The following is an 18,441-nucleotide window of genomic DNA, read 5'->3' as shown; positions in this document are numbered from 1 at the left end:
CCAGATCGAACTGCGATTGGCGCTTTCCTGCTCGCTCATGCGGACTCCACGCCGCCCTCAGGCTCGGCGGCGGGCTCGGCTTTGTCCTCGTTACGCTCACCACCCATGACCTGGGCAATGACCGCCGCCAAACGCGCCTCCACCGTCGCATCAATTCGCGATTGCTCGGTTTCGATGTTGCAGCCGCCGGGCGTCAAGGCAGGATCCTCGACCACGATCCAACGACGCTCATCGCCATTGCCCGCGCCCTCCAGGGCCATGCCTTCGCGCACAATGGCGGCATCTTCGGGATGCAGATAAACGCGGACGTTACGCGCCGAAATAGGCAGCACATTCACAGTCTTGCGAACCACGCCGATGATCTGGTTGGGATCGGCCTTGATTTCGCGGCGCACCACCTGACGAGCGACAGCCATCGCCAGTTGCGCCAGTTGTTCTTCCACCTGTACATCCAGCTCCAGCAAAGGTCGACTGAGCGCGTTCACCAGCGATTCCCAGCGCTCGGCCAGTGCCTGGACGTGTTCCTGGCCCTGCGACAGCCCGTCTTGCAGACCTTTTTGCAAGCCTTCCTGATAGCCCTGCTCCAGGCCCTGCGCATGCCCCTGCTCCATCCCTTGTTGCAGACCTTGCTGAAATCCCTGCTCCGCACCTTCCTGCCGGGCCTGTTCATGAAGCTGGGCCAATTCGTCGGCAGTGGGAATCGCTGCAGCAATGTCATCCGCCGCGACTTCGGCTTCGTCACCAATAAAATTAAACTCCCAAACCTTGAAGTCGACGCTGTCTTTGGGATGAACTTTTGATTTACGCATTAAACGAACTCTTCACCGCCAGCAGCAAGCATGATTTCGCCTGACTCTGCCATGCGTCTGGCCACGGCCACCACTGCTTTTTGCGCAGCTTCCACATCACTAACACGCACCGGCCCTTTGGCCTCCATGTCATCAAGTAGGATATCTGCTGCACGTTTGGACATATTTTTCAGCACCTTGTTTTTAACCGCCTCACTGGCACCCTTGAGCGCCACCACCAGTTCGTCGGTATTCAATTCACGCAGCAGGGTTTGCATACCACGGTCGTCCAAATCGGTCAGATTGTCGAATACAAACATGAGTTCTTCGATGGTTTCGGCCAGTTCGCCATCCACTTCCTTGATACTGTCGAGAATTTCGGTCTCGATCGCGCTGTCCATAAAGTTAAGAATGTTGGCCGCAGTTTTAACACCGCCAACACTGGAAGCCTTGACGCTGGAGTTACCCGCAAACTGTTTCTCCATGATCTCGTTCAGCTCCTGCAACGCCGCTGGCTGGATGCCGTCCAAGGTGGCAATACGCAACACCACGTCCACACGCACTGGTTCGGGGAACGCCGAGAGCACTTCTGCCGCCTGATCATGGTCCAGGAACGAGAGCACGATAGCAATAATCTGCGGATGTTCGTTGCGAATTACATCGGCAATGGAACGAGGGTCCATCCACTTGAAGGCTTCCAGACCTTTGATGTGTCCACCCATCAAAATCCGGTCGATCAGACCGCTGGCTTTGTCCTCACCCAGGGCTTTAACCAGCACGTTACGGATGTATTCGTCGGTGTCCATGCCCAGCGCGGTTGCCGTCTGGATGATGGTGTAGAACTCTTTGACCACCATGGTCACCTGAACCTTGGAAATGGTGCTCAGCGACGCCATGGCCATGCCGATGCGCTGCACTTCCTTGGGTTCCATGTGCTTCATAACCGACGCGGCTTCTTCTTCCCCCAAAGTCAACAGCAAAATCGCCGCGCGCTCGGTACCGGTCAAGCCGGTACTGGTGGCCATCATGTCTGGAATCGCCGGCATTCCTGGTTGTGCCATGATTATCTGCCCTCCGCGCCGTCATCGGTCATAACCCAAGTCTTGACCACCTGGGCCACCAGACGTGGGTCTTCCGTCACCGTCTTACGCAACACATCCAGCATTAGCTGATATTCCTCTTGGGTCAGGCCCATGGCCTCCCAATCCGCCGCACTCAAACCACTGGACAAGATACCCATGGATGCCGAGCCCTGCTTGACCGCCTGCAGCACCTGCGAACCTTCCTCCACGTCCAATGGAACTTCTTCCACTTCCTCTTCCTTGGGCTTGAGTTCGCGCAGTACGGGGCGAATCAGCATCATGATCAGGAACACCGCCAGCAGTATGCCTCCACCCTGTTTGAGCATTTCGAAGAACCAGGGCTGCTTCCAGAATGGCAGTTCTGGCGGCGGTGGCAATTCCTTGCCGGACATAAACGAGGCATTCATCACATTCAGGCTGTCGCCCCGCTGCAAACTGAAGCCAACGGCCTCTTTCACCAAATTGCTCAAGCGATCCAGTTCTTCAGGCGTCAGCGGTTCCCGATGGGTAGAGCCATCGCTGTTGATAATCATTTTATCGTCCACTACCACCGCGACGGACAGGCGTCTTACGCTGCCGGGTGCGCTCTGGGTATGACTGATTGTGCGATCCAGTTCATAGTTATAGGTGGAGCGTTTGCTGGAACGACTGGGCGGAGCGGCGGCACTGCCATCGGCATTGGCCTGTGGCAGGGTTTCCGGCGAATTAGCCGCACCTGGCGGGGTGTTGGTCAGTGCGCCAGGCACACCACCGACATCGCCGCCGCGAGACTGCTCCTCGATCACCTGCTCACTACGCACTGCGGGCAGATCGGGGTTGAAGCTTTCCTGGGTGCGCTCGACCGCCGAGTAATCAATCTCGGCATCCACCTGAGCACGCACGCCTTCAAAGCCAACGATGGGCATCAGAATGCGTTCAATCCGCTGAATGTAGTAATCTTCCATGCCGCGTTTGTAATCAAATTGCGCACTGGACATGGCCATTTGGCCGGGTAGCTTTTCCTTGGTCAGCATGTCGCCCAGTTGATTCACCACAGTGACTTTTTCAGCCTGTAGTTCAGGAATGCTGGACGCCACCAGATGCACAATCGCAGCGATCTGTGCATCGAGAAGTTTTTTGCCTGGGGTTAACGTCACCATGACCGAGGCGCTGGGCTCGCGCCGGTCACGCACAAACACCGATTGTTTGGGAATAGCCAAATGCACCCGCGCAGATTCCACACCTTCGATGTCAGCAATCGAACGCGCCAGCTCACCTTCCAACGCGCGATGATAACGGGCGTTTTCCATGAACTGGCTGGTACCGAAACCTTGATCCTTATCTAGGATTTCGTAGCCCTCCCCCTTTTTCCTGGGCAGACTCATGGTCGCGAGCTTCATCCGGATTTCATGGATTTGTTTTGGGTCAACCAGAATTTCGCCGGTCACTTCGTCCAGACGATAAGGAATGCCATCTTTGGCCAGCACTTCGGCAATCGCAGCAGCGTCGCCCGTTTCCAGTTTGCCGTACAGTAGTTTGTAATCATCGACCGACAAGGTCCACATCAGGATGGCAATAACCAGTACCAACGCAGCACTGATACCCACCAGCAGTTGTATCTGCTTGGGGCGCGGCAAAGTACCGAATTTTTCCTGCATTTCCAGCAGGTTTTGCATCCGCGAGCGATCGCCGCTACGACCAGCAGAAGTTGTGGGAAGCGTATTCGAAATAGTCTGCAGCTCTCCCCCAGCGGTTGCAGTCGCGGGCAAGTTCTGTGCTTCGGATGGATTATTAGTACCTGGCGTAGCCATGTTATTTGCCTTTTAGATCAGTTTGCACTACACCGACATGCTCATGATGGTTTTGTAGGCATCAATCAATTTATTGCGCACTTCCACCGTGGCGGTGAATGCCACGCCGGCCTTTTGCGATGCCACCATCACCTGCGGCAAATCAATGCCGGGCTCACCCATTTCAAATGCAGTTTTGAGTTTGTTGGACTCTTGCTGCAAACTGTTGACGTTACTCAGGGCGCCTTTAAGCAACTGCCCAAAATCCAGACGCTGGGTTTGTTCCACCCCGCCGATGTCCGCTGCATCCAAAGGCATCATCTGCGTCTTGCGCGACGCTTCTGCGGCCATTTTCTGCATGTCTGCCAGCATGCTGCTGGCGCTGATTTTGTTGGTCATCATACGTTCTCTCCTTCCGGTCCTTTAGTAATCACCGTAGGCACCGGGAACATCCAGTCCGGCCTCCCGCATACGGGCCAGTTTGTAGCGCAGCGTGCGCTGACTGATGCCCAGTCGCTCCGCTGCGGATTTGCGACTGCCACTGCTGTGTTTCAACGCTTCCAGAATCAAGTGGTATTCGCGATTCTTTAAATTGGCTCCCAATTCCGCACCCTGGGTCAGATCAACATCATCCTCGTCATCCAGCTCGGACATCGGCTCGTCGTCCATGGCCTGCATCGTAACCGGCGAGCTGTTCATCTTGCCGGGTTCAAACATGACGTGGTCAACATCGATCACACCATTGGTTTGCAAAATTAGTGCTCGTTGCGACACATTCTCCAGTTCACGCACATTTCCCGGCCAGGAATGTGACATCAGCTTGGCTTCGGCAGCCGCCGTCAAGGTGGGAACCGGGCGGGTCGCATCGGTGAAATGCCGCGTCAGCAGGTAACGCATCAGCGGAATAATGTCGCGGGGACGATCGCGCAAGGATGGCAAATGCACGGGAAAAACATTGAGTCGGTAATACAAGTCTTCGCGGAAACGTTTTTGCGCCACTTCCTTTTTCATGTCACGGTTGGTGGTGGCCACCACCCGCACGTCCAGCGGAATAACCTTGTTGCCGCCCAGGCGCTCCACTTCACGCTCCTGCAACACGCGCAACAATTTGGCCTGCAGCCCCATGTCCATTTCGGAAATTTCATCCAGCAACAAGGTGCCGCCATTGGCCAGTTCAAATTTACCCGGACTGGATTTATAGGCACCGGTAAACGCACCCTTCTCATAACCGAACAACATCGCTTCCAGCATATTTTCCGGAATGGCGGCACAATTGAGCGCGACAAACGGCCCCTTGGCTCGCGGTGATGAATTGTGAATCTGGCGGGCGAACACTTCCTTACCGGTACCACTTTCGCCGGAAATCAGCACCGTCGCATCCGAACCAGCAACCCGATTCACCAGCGCCAGCACTTCCTGGGTACGCGGATCTTCGGCAACAAGATTGGAACCAACCTCGTCGTCCAGCGGCATGTAGCGAGCCACCATGTTGACAATGACTTCTGCCTCAAACGGTTTCACCAGATAATCCACCGCACCATCCTGCATGGCCTCAACCGCTTTCTGGATAGTGCCGTAGGCAGTCATCAGCACCACGGGAATCTCCGGGTATTGCGCGCGAATTCGTTTTAACAACGTGTGGCCGTCCATGCCGTCCATCTGCACATCGGAAATGACAATGCGGACATCGTCATTTTCCAGCACATCCAGCGCCGCACCGCCGTTGGCAGCCTCGATAACGCGATAGCCACCCATTTTTAACGTATCACTCAGTGCCTCGCGCAAATCAGCATTGTCTTCGACGATCAGTACGCTGGATTGGCTCATGTTTCTCTCCCTTACTTGGACGCGGCTTGTGACTGCGCTTCGCGCTGTTCGCGATGAATCGGTAAACGAATAATGAACGTACTGCCTGCGGCAGACGTTGATTCCAGCCACATGCTACCGCCATGGCCTTGCACCACCGCCTGTGCGATTGCCAGGCCCAGCCCGGTTCCTTGCGCACGCGTGGTGAAATAGGGTTCAAAAATTTTATTGACGTTTTCGGCAGGAATGCCAGGACCATTGTCGGTAAACACAAAGTCGATCGATGCCATGCCGCTATGCTGATCCGCTGAACGAATCACCACCGAAATTTGCGCATCATTGGCAATCACCTGTATTGCGTTATCCACCAGGTTTTGCATAACCGAAAGCATGGCATCGACGTTGACATACAGCGTGCAATCGTCCGCCTGATTGTCGATTTGCAGCGTGGCCTCGTCACTTTCTACCCGTGATTCGGCGTTGCGTTTAAACGCATCGATCAGTTCATGCAGCGACATCAATTTGCGGTTATCACCGCTGCCCCGTGTGAAAGCCAGCATGTCCTCCACCACTTTTTCGAGATGCTTTAAGCGGTTCATGGCTTTGTTGGCGAATTTTTTTTGCGCCACGTCATCCAGGTTACCTTTGGCCAATTGCGAGGTGTACAGCAACGCTGCAGACAAGGGAGTGCGAATTTGGTGAGCCAGTCGCGCAGTCATATCGCCCATGGCGGACAGGCGCTTATAGCGATCCAGCGCCGTCAACAGCGCGCGGGTTTCGGTGACATCGTGGAGGTGAAAAATCTGGCCGGGCTCAGTACCAAGCGGACCGGTGGCAATACTGACCACGCGACCGCTGGTCAGCAACACTTCGCTACCTTGGGAACTGGAGGTGAATGCGCGTTGAATCACATCGCGCCACAATTGGCCCTGCAGGGGCTCACCCAGCAACTCAACGGCGACCGGATTACATTCAGCCACCACACCACGACCATCAATGACCACCACCCCGGCAGGCAAGGCTGACAGGACATTGGATAAACGGCTGGCCAGTCGTTCCTTTTCCTGAAGCTGTTCCAGGCGCTGATTATTGGCATCGATCAACTCCTGGTTGAGCTTGCCAATACGCTGTTCCAGGGTGCGGTAAGACTCGGTGAGATGTTGTGAAAAATCGTGGAAGATTTGAAAGGCATCTTCCAGACTTTTTTGCACATCGCTCGAGGCTGTGTTTTTAACCACGCATTGCTCCGCAAGGGTAGGTTTTCAATAACACAGCCCCGAGCAATATTTACGCCAGGACTTTAAATCTTTTTATTTCAAATAGTTACATCGCAAAGCACGAAACAAGTCAAACTCTTGACTCATCCAGCGCCCGCTGCAAGCCATACTTGCGCAACTTTTCAACCAGGGTGGTACGACGCATTTTCAGCCGCTTGGCCGCATGTGCCACCACGCCATCGGCATCTTCCAACGCCTGTTTGATCAGGTTGTACTCCAACGAACTCAGGTGCTCTTTCAGATCCAGACCTTCACGTGGCAAACGCGGCGAAGACAGCGGCTGGGCAAACAGCGACTCTTTCAGCTCGTTCAGCAAATCCGATTCCGGGGTGCGCGGCAGATTTCTCAACTGCACCCGCTCGATCACCTCGTCGTCATCCAGATCCATGTCAATATCATCCAACGGCACAACGACTTTGCTCACCGGGCGAAATTTTTCAGGCAGGTCGTTCACGTCCACCACGCCGTACGGATGCATGATAACCAGGCGCTCAATCAGGTTAGCCAGTTCACGCACGTTGCCCGGCCAGCGGTATTGGGTCAACGCCATCACCGCCGCAGGGGTCAAACGCACCGAGCCACGCTTTTCCGCTTCCATACGCGTAATCAGCTCATTGATCAGCAAAGGAATATCTTCCAAACGCTCGCGCAAGGGCGGCATCTCGATGGGGAACACGTTCAGGCGGTAGTACAAATCCTCACGGAATTTGCCATCCTCGATCAAACGCTCCAGATTACGGTGGGTTGCAGCCACGATGCGCACGTCGGCCACCATGCTCTTGTTGCTGCCCACGCGTTCAAACGTACGCTCCTGCAACACGCGCAACAATTTAACCTGCATGTGCAGGCTCATGTCGCCGATTTCGTCCAAAAACAGCGTACCGCCTTCGGCCAGCTCAAAGCGACCTTCGCGCGCATTGATTGCACCGGTGAACGCGCCTTTTTCATGGCCAAACAGTTCACTTTCCAGCAGGTCCGAGGGAATCGCACCACAGTTCACTGGCACGAAAGGCTTGTTTCGACGGGATGAGTTGTAATGCAGATTACGCGCAACCACTTCTTTACCCGTTCCTGATTCACCCAGAATCAGCACAGTGGCATCAGAGTCCGCCACCTGAGTCATCAAGTCACGAATGGTGCGCACTGCACGGCTGCTGCCCACCAGGCTGCGGAACAACTCAGGAGAGGAAGCTGTCTGCGCACCTTCGGTGTTGCTGGCGCGATAAACCAGAGCACGATGCAGAGTATCATTCAGCGCATTGTACTTCAGCGGAACCGTCAGCGTTTCAAAGCACTCAGCCTGCAGACTCATCTCCTCTTCGGACATATTCTTCGGAATACGCTTGTTTTTGTCCGCCAGACGAATGATCGGCAACACTTCGTCAAGTTCGCGAATACCGTTAAATACTTTGCGTGTCGTGGCGTCATCACCACATTCACCGAGTAAAACTACACCGATGTTGTTGGACTGCGTCAACGTCTCTTTCCAGTGGCGGCAATCCGTGATTCTCGCCTCCTGGTCCGCAAATTCCAGAATACCTTTATATACTTGTCGCTTCTGACTGTCGTCCTCGACCACTAAAATGGAAGTCTCATTATTTCGCGACATACTCTCCCTCATCGTAAGTTGAAAGTTCGGTGTATACGGCCAGGTTTTGCCGGAACGGCCACCGTCTGCACGATGGCTCTATTTCTGTTCACTAAGTAAAACATTAAACCCTTGCAATGTCAAAATGCCGGCACAACTTTTTTTCGCGGCTAAACCGTTGAAACGACAAGCGTCTTGAAAGTCACTGGCAAAAATAATAGCGCCATGAATATCTCACCACAAAATATTGGCCCGGTTGCTGCAGTTATAAAACCAGGCCATAGAAGCCTAGAGGACGTTGGAGCATAACAATAACAACACTCTAACACATTGTTAAATAAAGAATTAAAGGTGCAGGAAAATGATGACCGCTAAATTCACCCAAGAAGAGAGCAACGCATTCCAAAACTTGGTTCCCGTTCGATTCAGCATCAACGAGGACGATCCCCTGGAGTTGGTGCAATTCACCGCCCTGTTGATGGCCCACCTGGAAACCCCGCAAGAAATCACATTTGCATTGGTGGAATTTACCGAACCGGAAATCTTGGAGCACATCAGCAAACAGCCACAGAACTTTTACCTGGTTGGTCTGATTTGGCTCAACGCCGTCAAGCATCTCATCAAGAAATATCCCGCATCCGCCTTCCCCTACGAGATGCTTAATCTGCCGCTGATGTTCCAGGAGTGGAACTGGCAGTACGATTTAACCGCTGAGTGGAAGGAAATTTACCAGACACTACTGGCCCGTGCCGAAGAACTGCCACCCAGCATAGAAGAGCACGTCCACTTGGCCGTTCAACTGTTCTGCATTGAGTCCATTTTTAGGAAAGACACGCCCTCTCCGTTTGAGGCCATGACCCAGCGCCTGCAATCTGCGTTGCCAGCCCGCCATTGCAACGAAGCCCTGATTTCCATGGGGATGATTTTGGGTCGCAACGGCTGGTTGTCCGGCTACTAACATAGCAAAAATAGTCCGTTTTACACACACCTGCACTGTGCAACCGCCCCTTAGGGGGCGGCTTTTTAAAGCAAAATCAGCCCCCTGCCGTTAACCGCCTATATCGTTTGGGCGTTTTATCATGATGACACAACAACCGCATGGCAACGGGGGGATGCCCCATGATCCATCGCACTTAAATCAACTGCTGCAAAAGGGCATTGACGCCCATCGCCAGCATCGGCTTGATGACGCCCGTAAAATATACGAACTCATTCTGCAGATGAATCCCAGCCATCCCCAGGCAGCCCACTATCTGGGACTGATTGAACGAGAGCAAAACCAGCTCAGCCACGCCTGCGAACTGTTCGAAATTGCCCTGACTGGCACCCCGGACGATGCGGCCCTGCATTACAATCTGGCACTCACCCAACAACAACTCGGCCATCGCGAATCGGCCATCAAACACTACCATCGTGCAACAACGCTGCAACCCAATTTCCCCCAAGCCTATAATAATTTGGGCGTCATTCTGCAAGAATGCGGTCTGCAAGAAGAAGCGGCCAAACAATTTCGCACTGCCTTAAAATACGATCCCAGACGGGCAGAAACCTATTTCAATCTGTCGCGAAGTATCCGTTACCATGAAGAAAATGATGACATAGTTCGCATACAAGGATTGCTTAAACAAAATCAATTAAGCCAAAGCGAGACATCCAAGCTGCACTTTGCTTTGGGAAAAATTTTTGATGATTTGAAAAAATACGACATTGCCTTTGAGCATTACCGACAAGCCAATTTGCACAGCCCGGCCTATTTTGACCCTGACACATTTCGCGGTTTCATTGATGACTTGTGTGCCACTTTCAGCAAAGATTTTTTTGAGCACCATCGCTACTTTGGCAACAGTGATCGACGCCCAACTTTTATTGTCGGCATACCACGCTCGGGTACCACCCTGGTAGAACAAATACTTTCCAGCCACTCCAAGATCTACGGCGCTGGCGAGCTGGATTATTTCAATACCATTGCCGCAGCCATTCCTCGCATCACAGGAACGTCGAGCCTCAGGGAAGCCTACGCCCAATTTGATCGGAATCTGAGCTATCAAATCGCCAGGAACTACATCCACAACATAAACCAGCTTGCGCCATCTGCTGAAATTTTTATCGACAAGGCACCGCTTAATTTTCTGCATCTTGGCTTAATAACCCTAGTATTCCCAAAGGCTCGCATTATTCATGTAAAACGGGACCCTGTAGATACCTGCCTATCGTGTTATTTCCAAAACTTCAATGAACAACATGCCTATGCCGCTGATTTAAACTCACTGGCGAGTGTCTATGAGCAATACCAAAAATTACAACAGCACTGGCAGCAGCATCTGCCAAACACCATATACACCGTAGAGTATGAAAATCTGGTCGGCGACACCGAATTGGAAAGCAGGAAGCTTATTCAGTTCCTTGAACTCGACTGGGAAAGCAACTGCCTGGACTATCACCGCCAATTGCGCCGTGTTTCCACCGCCAGCAGTTGGCAAGCCAGACAACCTGTCTACAAACGCTCGGTCGCTAGATGGCGTCATTATGAAAAACACCTCCAGCCGTTAATGCATCTGAGGAAGTAGTCCTGGCACCTGGCTTGCAGCCACACTGCCATGGCCACACATCAACAACTCGCATCCTATTTTCAACAAGCCATACAGCTGCATCAGGCCGGACAATGGCAGCAGGCTGAACAGCAATATAAAAAAATCCTGCAATACATTCCATCGCATCCTGACACTCTGCACTACCTTGGTTTGTTAAAACACCAGACGGGAGATTCGCGTCAGGCACTCAAACTAATGCTGCGCGCCAAACAGCAAAGCCCCAATGACGGTGAACTGTGGTTCAACCTGGGCGTCGTGCATCAGGCGCTGATGGAAATCAACGAGGCCATGGCGGCCTATAAAAAAAGCAGCACACTGCAACCACAGCACGCCATGAGTTTCAACAATCTGGCCAGCTGCTATCAGCGTCTGCACGACATACAGCAAGCAGAAAATTTATTTCGCCACGCCCTGACCCTGGACCCCAATTGTCTGGAAGCAAAAAACAATCTGGCCAATTTGCACAAAGACAAGGGACAACTGGGTTTGGCCGAACAGTTATATCTCGAAATCCTGCAGCGCGTACCAACCAATGCCGATGCCATGAACAATCTGGCCCTGGTTTATCAGCGACGCGGTGAGGCCGGAAAGGCCCATGCGCTTTACAGCCAGGCACTCGCTAACAATCAAAACTTAAACAGCGCACGCTGTGGCTTGTTAATGAATTTACATTACCTGGAAGCCATCTCTGCCGACGAAATATTTCAGCGGCATCAGCAATTGTCAGCCCACTTTGAAATGGCCAAGCAATTTCCCAGTCGGCAGATAGATGCACGGGGACGGAGGTTGCGCATCGCCTATCTCTCGGCAGATTTTCGCACCCATTCTGTGGCGTATTTCATTCTTCCCATCCTTGAACAGCATGATCGAAGCCGCATGGAAATTTTTGCCTATGCCAATCACGGCAAAGACGATACTGTGAGCGAAAAAATCCGTCAGCGCGTGGAGCACTGGCGTCCTATTGCACAACTGGATGATGATAAAGTTGCGCAGTTGATTGCTGAAGATGGCATCGATATTTTAGTCGACTTGGGTGGACACACCGCCAACAACCGCATTCCGTTACTGGCGCGCAAGCCGGCGCCAATCCAGGTCAACTACCTGGGCTATCCGGACACTACCGGTCTGACACGCATGGATTATCGTCTGGTGGATGAGTGGACTGATCCGACATCAGCACCATTGCACGCCAGCGAAACACTGGTGAGATTGCCGCAAGGATTTCTCTGCTATCAACCGCCCGGCGATTTCCCTGACGTCTCGCCTCCCCCATTTTTGCAGAATGGGTATATTACCTTTGGCACATTTAACAACACTGCCAAAATCTCCCGCAGACAAATCCACCAATGGGCGCAACTGCTGAATACAGTTCCACACAGCCGCCTGTTGCTGAAGTCCTCTGCGTTTCATGACACCATCATGCGTGAATCACTGACCCATGCCTTTGCCGAACATCATGTCAACGATGATCGATTGATTTTGCAGGGACATACCTCATCCACCGCCGAACATCTGGAAACCTACGGGCAAATGGATATTGCGCTGGATACCTTTCCCTACAATGGCACAACTACCACCTGTGAAGCACTGTGGATGGGCGTACCTGTGATTACGTTAGCGGGGGATAGACACTGCTCACGCGTAGGCTTCAGCCTGCTACATCAGGTTGGACTTGGGGAATTGGTGGCCACGGATGAAAACCAGTACCTGACCATTGCCTCGACCTTGGCAAAAGACAGCACAAAGCTGACAGCCATACGTCAAACATTACGCCAACAAATGCAGAACAGCCCTTTGATGAACGCCAAAGGTTTTACATCCGCATTGGAGAATACATACGAGGAAATGATAAAAGCAAAAGAGGATTAACGACCGTAGGCAGCCACGGCCTGGCGACCACGACCAATGTCTTGACTTTGCGCCGACAGCGATTTGATTTGTTTATTACCCAAATCGACAATCAGCAAATTTGTAGCCTGTATCTGGCTAACCAAATCCGCCGCATGAGATATTGTTTCAGGTTCGGAGGGTAGATCACCGTGATTTTGCAACAGCGTTACGCGTTCAATCTCAAGCAAGGCAACTTTGTCCCACTCATCCTGCGTTGCATGCTCAAGCATGGATTGTGTCAACACCAGCACCTGCTGCATGACATCACAATACACGCACACTAGCTTGTCATCATTCATGCCGGTTTACTCTGTCGCCACAGGATTATCAGTCGGCTTGCCGCTTTGCGCCTGTCCGACTTCATCCCAGGCCGTTTTAATATTTTTCAACAACCCTGCCACTTCATCCAGCATGGCAACATCGTTTTGCAAATTGGCCTCAACCAGGCGTCGCTGCATATAGTCATACAGCGCTTCAAGATTAGCTGCTATCTCGCCACCTTTTTCAAAGTCCAAACTGGCGCGCAAGCCTTCGATGATGGAAATAGACCAGCTAATATAACTGCCTTTTTCCTTGATTTCTTTGCGCGTCATATGTCCCTTGGCAATGGCGATCTTATCCAGAGCACCCTCCATGAGCATTTGGATCAAACGATGAGAGCTAACTTCTGTAGCATCCAGCTTGGCGCTCATCTTGCCGTACTGTTTGAGCGCATTTTGCGCATTTACAGGATTCATGCAACCTCTCCTCTATACGATACAGTTTTACGGCAACGATCAGGATGCCGATAACAGACTGTTATCTCTGTTTATTCAAGTTCGCCAGTTGCTGAAACTGACCGGATAGATACGTACTGGTACCATTTAGCTGAGCTACCAACGAATCCATCGCTCCAAATTTCTTTAACAGACTCGCCTGCATTGATTCAAGGCGAGTAGACAATGTCTTCCGATCCTCATTAATGTCGTCAATCTGGGATCGATATGACTTAGTTTTAGCATTTAGCGTGCCATTCGTTAGCAATGCATCATCAAGGAACTTGTTCAATTCTTTAATGACTCCGACATGCGGTGTTGTCGCGCGCACATAGACAGAACTCGTGCCGGTGTACTGAATTTCCACACCAGCATACGTGCCGCTACCGGTCAAAACCTGTCCCGCCCCCGTAGCCGCAAACGTAGTTCCTGCCAACCCTTGCCCCTGAGTTGAAACTCCACCGGCACCGCCCAAGCCAATATCTGCGGCCAGCGTTCCGGTGGTGGAAACCACGGTGACATTAGAGGTTGCGCCAAAACTCGTCGAATAAAACTCCAATTTGTTACTGGTGCTGTTGTAGCTGACCTTCACATTTTTACCAACAGAATCGACTGTCAGACGTGTCTGGATAGCAGCAGCCAATGCATCACCATCAGCATAAGCACTGGCGGGAATGGTAATTGTGCCAGTGTTACTACCATTCACATTCAACACAAATTGATTATTACCTGAAGTCACCGTCGTGGTACTCAACGCGGCGGCAATATAATTCCCCTGGGTTGAGTTACCACCCAATGTTCCGGCAATATCTTTCCCGGCTGTTGCCACACCCGCAGCGCCACCCACACCAGTGTCCGCAGCAAATGTTCCGCTGGTGGATGACACTGTCACCGCAGATGTGCTGCCATAGTTTTTATTGGTGAACTCCAATTTATTGGTGGAAGCGTTATAGCTAACTAACACATCTTTGCCAACGGAATCTGCATTGAGCTGGGTCTGAATTTCAGTCGCCAGTGTTGAACCGCTATATACTCCGGCTGCGACAGTAATCGTTCCCGTGGCAACACCGTTAACGTTCAAAACAAAACTGTCATTACCCGCACTAATCGTACTGTTGGCTAATACATCGGCAACGTACGTGCCCTGGGTTGCCGCCTGGGTAATATTGATTGGAATCGATCCCGCATCCATGCCCGAAGGTAATTTGTTGTAACTCACACTAGAACCGCCGGGTTTTGAATATCCCCCGGCAAAAACCATTCGCACATCTTCCAGATTTGCACTCAGCGCCTTATCAAGTTTGGCAGAATCAAGCTGCAATGAACCATCACGCTGGGTGGTAATACCCAAGCTCGCCAACGAATTGTAGGCACCTGTCTGCGAACCGAATGCTTGCCCCATAATTCGGCGAATACCGCTTTCGATATTGCGCACCGCCGAGTCGCCCAAAAACACGCCTCGATCACCTGTTTCCGCATTATAAAATGACAGCTGTTTTAGCGTGCCGACCAAGCCATTAAATGAGTCAACGAATTTTTGCACACCCGAAGTAATTGCGGTGGTATCAGCCGCAACAGATAACACACCCTTGGTACCCACCTGAGCACTTTTCAGGTTGATCGTCACATCTTTGATCACGTCGGTAACAACGTTGGTTGCGCTATGAACGATCAGTCCATCAATCGCAATTTCCGCATCTTGCGCCAGCGTGTTTTCATCCAAATTCATTGCAAAACCAGCGCTGCCGGTATCTTTGTCAAACGCCAGCATGGAAAGGCCAGAGGAATCGGTATTATTGCCATCATTGTCCACGGTGCTGATGCGCATTGCATTGGCAGCCCCGGTGCTGGAGGTCAAGCTCAAACGGTAATTACTGCCGTCATAGATAATGTTCGCGTTAACGCCGACATTGGCTTTATTAATCGCATCGCGGATTCCGGAGATACTGCCGTCGGTAATATTTATCGTTTTTGCAGTTTTGCTTGGGTTCGCAGTGAACGTCGGCGGCGCAGCGGCATTATCCCAGGTGCCAAAATCGATGGTGATGCTGCCTGTACCAATTTGACTGCCAAGACTGGTTAACCCAGTGCCGGCTTTGGTGGCCACAGAGTGGGCCTGAGCCAGCTTGGATACTTCAAGCGAATAATTTCCTACTGCGGCACCCTTGGCGGCAGAGGCGCTGAAAATCGCACTTTGCGATGACGATGCTTTGATAGAGGTAAATGATGATGCGTATTTAAGCGCACTGAAAGACATCTGAAAATCGGACAACGCACCTTTCAGTGTACCCAACGAAGTCAACTTCGCCTGAATATCAGCTTCCTTACGATTGTAGCGATTGGTTTTAGGCGCGCCTTCAGCAGAAATTAGTCTATCAACCAAACCACCTACATCGATCCCCGAACCTACGCCAACAGATGAAATACCCATAATCAGTCACCTCTACTCAGACCGATTGACCGCACCATTGCTGCGCGTAAATCCGTCTTTATTTCAAATTCCCACTCATTGCTACCTAATATCTCAGCAATGTAGATGCCAATTATGCTATTTCCTGGAATATCCCGCCCTGGCTGTCTTTTAGACGCTTGGCCAATGCAACCGCTTCTTCAGAAGGAATCTGGCGTATTACTGTATCGGTTTCCTGATCGATAACCTTCACTAAGGTTTGACCAGTAACCTCTTCAATACTGAATTCCAGATTCAGTTTCTGGGAACGTGCATAATCTGCCATCCTCGCCACCGACTCTTCCAGGACAGCAGCTTGCTTCTGCTTGTCTTGCGCGTCTGTCGGATTCGACTTGACCATCGTGTCCTGAACCACTGGTTTAGCGTCCATATTCACCGAGGGCTGATGATTCGCTGCCGTCGTTGATGAACTTGCCTGGGGCGTTTTCAACAACACGGCCTGCTGTAATTTAATTTCGTTAGCCATACCTGCACCCATCCTTTACGTAAAAAAGGGGGAGAGGCCACAGGCCTCCCCCCCCCTCTTATTATTTTTTAATTATCTAAGCAAACTCAACACGTTTTGTGGTATCTGGTTGGCCTGGGCCAACATCGCAGTACCAGCTTGTTGCAGAATCTGTGAACGTGTCAACTCTGAGGTTTCAACCGCAAAGTCGGCGTCACGGATCCGCGAACGTGCACCACTCAAGTTCTCAACGCTGGTCTCAAGGTTGCGGATGGTTGCTTCGAATCGAGATTGCAACGCACCGAACTTCGCACGCTGAGAGCTTACCTGAGCTAGGGCCGCATCTACGGTGACCAGAGCTTCGTTAGCACCCTCTACAGAGCTGATATCCATCAAACCAACTTCGTTCAGAGAAGATGCCTGAGCAACCAACGTCAGTACCTGCTGGCTCGCACCACCCACTGCAGTAAACGACTTGTTGGAGTTGAAAGTTACCTGACCAGTAGTCACGGCAGTCTCTGCGAGAGAGTTAGCTGCCAGTGTTACCGAACCGGGAGTGGTTGGATCAGTCGAGGTAACAACCACGCCACCTGAGTTAGCAAATGTTGTATCAGTTACGGTAATGTTTGTGCCTTCATAGTTGGTCAGTGTAATACCCTTACCATCAGCGTCAACAGTAGCCACAACACCTGTGGTAGCAGAATGGTCATTAAAGGCTGTTACTGCGGCAGACAAAGACTCAACACCAGTCATAGCGTTCAGGCTGAAGCCGATAGTCTTTGCAGTCACGTTATCAGATTGAATCGTCAACTGATACGAACCTGCAGAAGTGAAAGACAGCTTGGTTTCGGTGATTGCAGTTGCAGTAACACCGGTATCGTCTTTCACCAGATTGACGTTTTGCGCAATGACTTTAGCGCTATCACCAGCGGTAACAACCACGTTGCTGGTACCTTCAGAGCCAGATACAAACACCGCAGAGTTTACCGAATAGCGACTTACAGAACCAACACTGGAACCAAAGCCAGAGATCTGGTAGTTACCATACTGGTCAGTTTTGAAGTTGTTAGTTGTAGCCACAATTACTTGGTTAGCATTCGCGCCAACCTGGAACAAAGAAGTTGTGTTGCTACCATCAAGCAGTTTGGTACCGTTAAACTCAGTAGTTTTTGCGATACGATTCAATTCTGCGCTCAGCTGAGACACCTCAGCCTGCAGTGCTTGACGATCAGAGTTGGAGTTAGTGGCGTTAGCAGACTGTACAGCCAGCTCACGCACACGCTGCAGGATGTTACCTGCTTCTTGCAAAGCGCCTTCAGCTACCTGAGACAGTGAAATACCGTCGTTGGCGTTACGCGCAGCAACGGTCAGACCACGAATCTGGGAAGTGAAACGCTCAGAAATCGCCAAACCTGCCGCGTCATCTTTGGCGCTGTTGATGCGCAAACCAGAAGACAAACGCTGCAAGGAAGTACCCAGTGTGCTCTGAGATTTATTCAGATTACGCTGGGAGTTCAAAGACATCATATTGGTATTAATAATTTGAGGCATGATTGCTTCTCCTCATTGTAGGGTGAACCCGGTCGGGCCTGACCCTAAGACGCTACTTAGCGGATATACGCATCTAGTGCATATTCACCGCTCCCAGCTAGGTTATCGTTCCCTGAAGATCAATCTTGAATAAACCTGAGAACTTTTTTGCCGTAGCGGCAAATCATTGCCTCCTACCCACAAAAACAAATAACGCATTGTTTAATATTGTTTTTTCAAAGAAGAGCAATAGTTAAAAACATAAAAAAATGGCCGTTTCGGCCATTTTTATGCGTTAGTATGTGATCCAAATCACTCTGTTACTGTAGTGGTCAACTAATTCCGGACAGTCGTTTAAGTTTTTCTTCTTTCGCCGCAGGCGAAAGGCCATCATTAGCCGCATGAGGACGCCGCTGGTTATAGTGCGCCATCAGGTACCAACCAATATCC

15 protein-coding genes are annotated in these 18,441 nt (G+C 51.5%); 3 read left to right on the top strand and 12 right to left on the bottom strand.

Annotation, left to right across the window (positions count from 1 at the left end):
* Positions 1-35: 35 nt before the first annotated feature.
* The 7 genes from fliH to OEW58_08940 all read right to left on the bottom strand — a co-directional run bounded on the left by fliH (position 36) and on the right by OEW58_08940 (position 8,331).
* A complete protein-coding gene (gene fliH, locus OEW58_08970; GenBank protein ID MDH5301478.1) occupies positions 36-809 on the bottom strand; it encodes a flagellar assembly protein FliH in 774 nt (257 codons plus the stop codon).
* Positions 809-1,813 (bottom strand): flagellar motor switch protein FliG, encoded by a 1,005-nt coding sequence (gene fliG / locus OEW58_08965; protein MDH5301477.1) that lies wholly within the window; start codon positions 1,811-1,813, stop codon positions 809-811. The genes fliH and fliG overlap by 1 nt, the downstream gene beginning before the upstream one ends.
* Positions 1,814-1,851: 38 nt before the next feature.
* On the bottom strand, positions 1,852-3,660 hold the full coding sequence (fliF, locus tag OEW58_08960; GenBank protein ID MDH5301476.1) for a flagellar basal-body MS-ring/collar protein FliF: 1,809 nt from the start codon (positions 3,658-3,660) through the stop codon (positions 1,852-1,854).
* 27 nt (positions 3,661-3,687) lie between these two features.
* The gene (fliE, locus tag OEW58_08955; protein ID MDH5301475.1) at positions 3,688-4,038 is read right to left on the bottom strand and encodes a flagellar hook-basal body complex protein FliE; all 351 of its coding nucleotides are present in this window, start codon (positions 4,036-4,038) and stop codon (positions 3,688-3,690) included.
* A gap of 24 nt (positions 4,039-4,062) precedes the next feature.
* Positions 4,063-5,466, bottom strand: a complete 1,404-nt coding sequence (locus OEW58_08950) for a sigma-54 dependent transcriptional regulator (GenBank protein MDH5301474.1) — start codon at positions 5,464-5,466, stop codon at positions 4,063-4,065.
* A gap of 11 nt (positions 5,467-5,477) precedes the next feature.
* On the bottom strand, positions 5,478-6,683 hold the full coding sequence (locus OEW58_08945) for an ATP-binding protein (GenBank protein ID MDH5301473.1): 1,206 nt from the start codon (positions 6,681-6,683) through the stop codon (positions 5,478-5,480).
* 109 nt (positions 6,684-6,792) lie between these two features.
* Positions 6,793-8,331, bottom strand: coding sequence for a sigma-54 dependent transcriptional regulator (locus OEW58_08940; protein ID MDH5301472.1), 1,539 nt, complete (start codon positions 8,329-8,331; stop codon positions 6,793-6,795).
* Positions 8,332-8,671: 340 nt separating this feature from the next.
* Between OEW58_08940 and OEW58_08935 the strand changes: the two genes are divergently transcribed.
* From OEW58_08935 to OEW58_08925, 3 genes are all read left to right on the top strand, one after another.
* Positions 8,672-9,268 (top strand): hypothetical protein, encoded by a 597-nt coding sequence (locus tag OEW58_08935; GenBank protein ID MDH5301471.1) that lies wholly within the window; start codon positions 8,672-8,674, stop codon positions 9,266-9,268.
* A 121-nt stretch (positions 9,269-9,389) separates the two neighbouring features.
* On the top strand, positions 9,390-10,877 hold the full coding sequence (locus OEW58_08930) for a sulfotransferase (GenBank protein MDH5301470.1): 1,488 nt from the start codon (positions 9,390-9,392) through the stop codon (positions 10,875-10,877).
* Between the two features lie 30 nt (positions 10,878-10,907).
* On the top strand, positions 10,908-12,770 hold the full coding sequence (locus tag OEW58_08925) for a tetratricopeptide repeat protein (protein MDH5301469.1): 1,863 nt from the start codon (positions 10,908-10,910) through the stop codon (positions 12,768-12,770).
* Here the strand turns inward: OEW58_08925 and OEW58_08920 are convergent.
* The 5 genes from OEW58_08920 to OEW58_08900 all read right to left on the bottom strand — a co-directional run bounded on the left by OEW58_08920 (position 12,767) and on the right by OEW58_08900 (position 18,012).
* Positions 12,767-13,090, bottom strand: coding sequence for a flagellar protein FliT (locus tag OEW58_08920; protein MDH5301468.1), 324 nt, complete (start codon positions 13,088-13,090; stop codon positions 12,767-12,769). The two genes, OEW58_08925 and OEW58_08920, sit on opposite strands and share 4 nt — an antisense overlap.
* A gap of 6 nt (positions 13,091-13,096) precedes the next feature.
* Entirely contained in the window at positions 13,097-13,528 is a 432-nt protein-coding gene (gene fliS, locus OEW58_08915; GenBank protein MDH5301467.1) for a flagellar export chaperone FliS, read from the bottom strand.
* Between the two features lie 61 nt (positions 13,529-13,589).
* Complete coding sequence (gene fliD / locus OEW58_08910) at positions 13,590-15,977, bottom strand: flagellar filament capping protein FliD (GenBank protein ID MDH5301466.1); 2,388 nt, start codon at positions 15,975-15,977, stop codon at positions 13,590-13,592.
* Between the two features lie 112 nt (positions 15,978-16,089).
* Positions 16,090-16,482, bottom strand: a complete 393-nt coding sequence (locus tag OEW58_08905) for a flagellar protein FlaG (GenBank protein ID MDH5301465.1) — start codon at positions 16,480-16,482, stop codon at positions 16,090-16,092.
* 72 nt (positions 16,483-16,554) lie between these two features.
* Entirely contained in the window at positions 16,555-18,012 is a 1,458-nt protein-coding gene (locus tag OEW58_08900; GenBank protein ID MDH5301464.1) for a flagellin, read from the bottom strand.
* Between the last annotated feature and the right edge of the window lie 429 nt (positions 18,013-18,441).

Source organism: Gammaproteobacteria bacterium, from assembly GCA_029884425.1.
GTDB lineage: Bacteria > Pseudomonadota > Gammaproteobacteria > S012-40 > S012-40 > JAOUHV01.
The sequence above is the reverse complement of the archived record's forward strand: the minus strand, read 5'-3'. Positions and strand labels throughout refer to the sequence as shown.

Excerpts from the sequence above, each read along its gene's own strand:
- fliH (MDH5301478.1), bottom strand. The coding sequence starts at position 809 with ATGCGTAAATCAAAAGTTCATCCCAAAGACAGCGTCGACTTCAAGGTT.
- fliG (MDH5301477.1), bottom strand. The coding sequence starts at position 1,813 with ATGGCCACCAGTACCGGCTTGACCGGTACCGAGCGCGCGGCGATTTTG.
- fliF (MDH5301476.1), bottom strand. The coding sequence starts at position 3,660 with ATGGCTACGCCAGGTACTAATAATCCATCCGAAGCACAGAACTTGCCC.
- fliE (MDH5301475.1), bottom strand. The coding sequence starts at position 4,038 with ATGACCAACAAAATCAGCGCCAGCAGCATGCTGGCAGACATGCAGAAA.
- OEW58_08950 (MDH5301474.1), bottom strand. The coding sequence starts at position 5,466 with ATGAGCCAATCCAGCGTACTGATCGTCGAAGACAATGCTGATTTGCGC.
- OEW58_08940 (MDH5301472.1), bottom strand. The coding sequence starts at position 8,331 with ATGTCGCGAAATAATGAGACTTCCATTTTAGTGGTCGAGGACGACAGT.
- OEW58_08935 (MDH5301471.1), top strand. The coding sequence starts at position 8,672 with ATGATGACCGCTAAATTCACCCAAGAAGAGAGCAACGCATTCCAAAAC.
- OEW58_08930 (MDH5301470.1), top strand. The coding sequence starts at position 9,390 with ATGATGACACAACAACCGCATGGCAACGGGGGGATGCCCCATGATCCA.
- OEW58_08925 (MDH5301469.1), top strand. The coding sequence starts at position 10,908 with ATGGCCACACATCAACAACTCGCATCCTATTTTCAACAAGCCATACAG.
- OEW58_08920 (MDH5301468.1), bottom strand. The coding sequence starts at position 13,090 with ATGAATGATGACAAGCTAGTGTGCGTGTATTGTGATGTCATGCAGCAG.
- fliS (MDH5301467.1), bottom strand. The coding sequence starts at position 13,528 with ATGAATCCTGTAAATGCGCAAAATGCGCTCAAACAGTACGGCAAGATG.
- fliD (MDH5301466.1), bottom strand. The coding sequence starts at position 15,977 with ATGGGTATTTCATCTGTTGGCGTAGGTTCGGGGATCGATGTAGGTGGT.
- OEW58_08905 (MDH5301465.1), bottom strand. The coding sequence starts at position 16,482 with ATGGCTAACGAAATTAAATTACAGCAGGCCGTGTTGTTGAAAACGCCC.
- OEW58_08900 (MDH5301464.1), bottom strand. The coding sequence starts at position 18,012 with ATGCCTCAAATTATTAATACCAATATGATGTCTTTGAACTCCCAGCGT.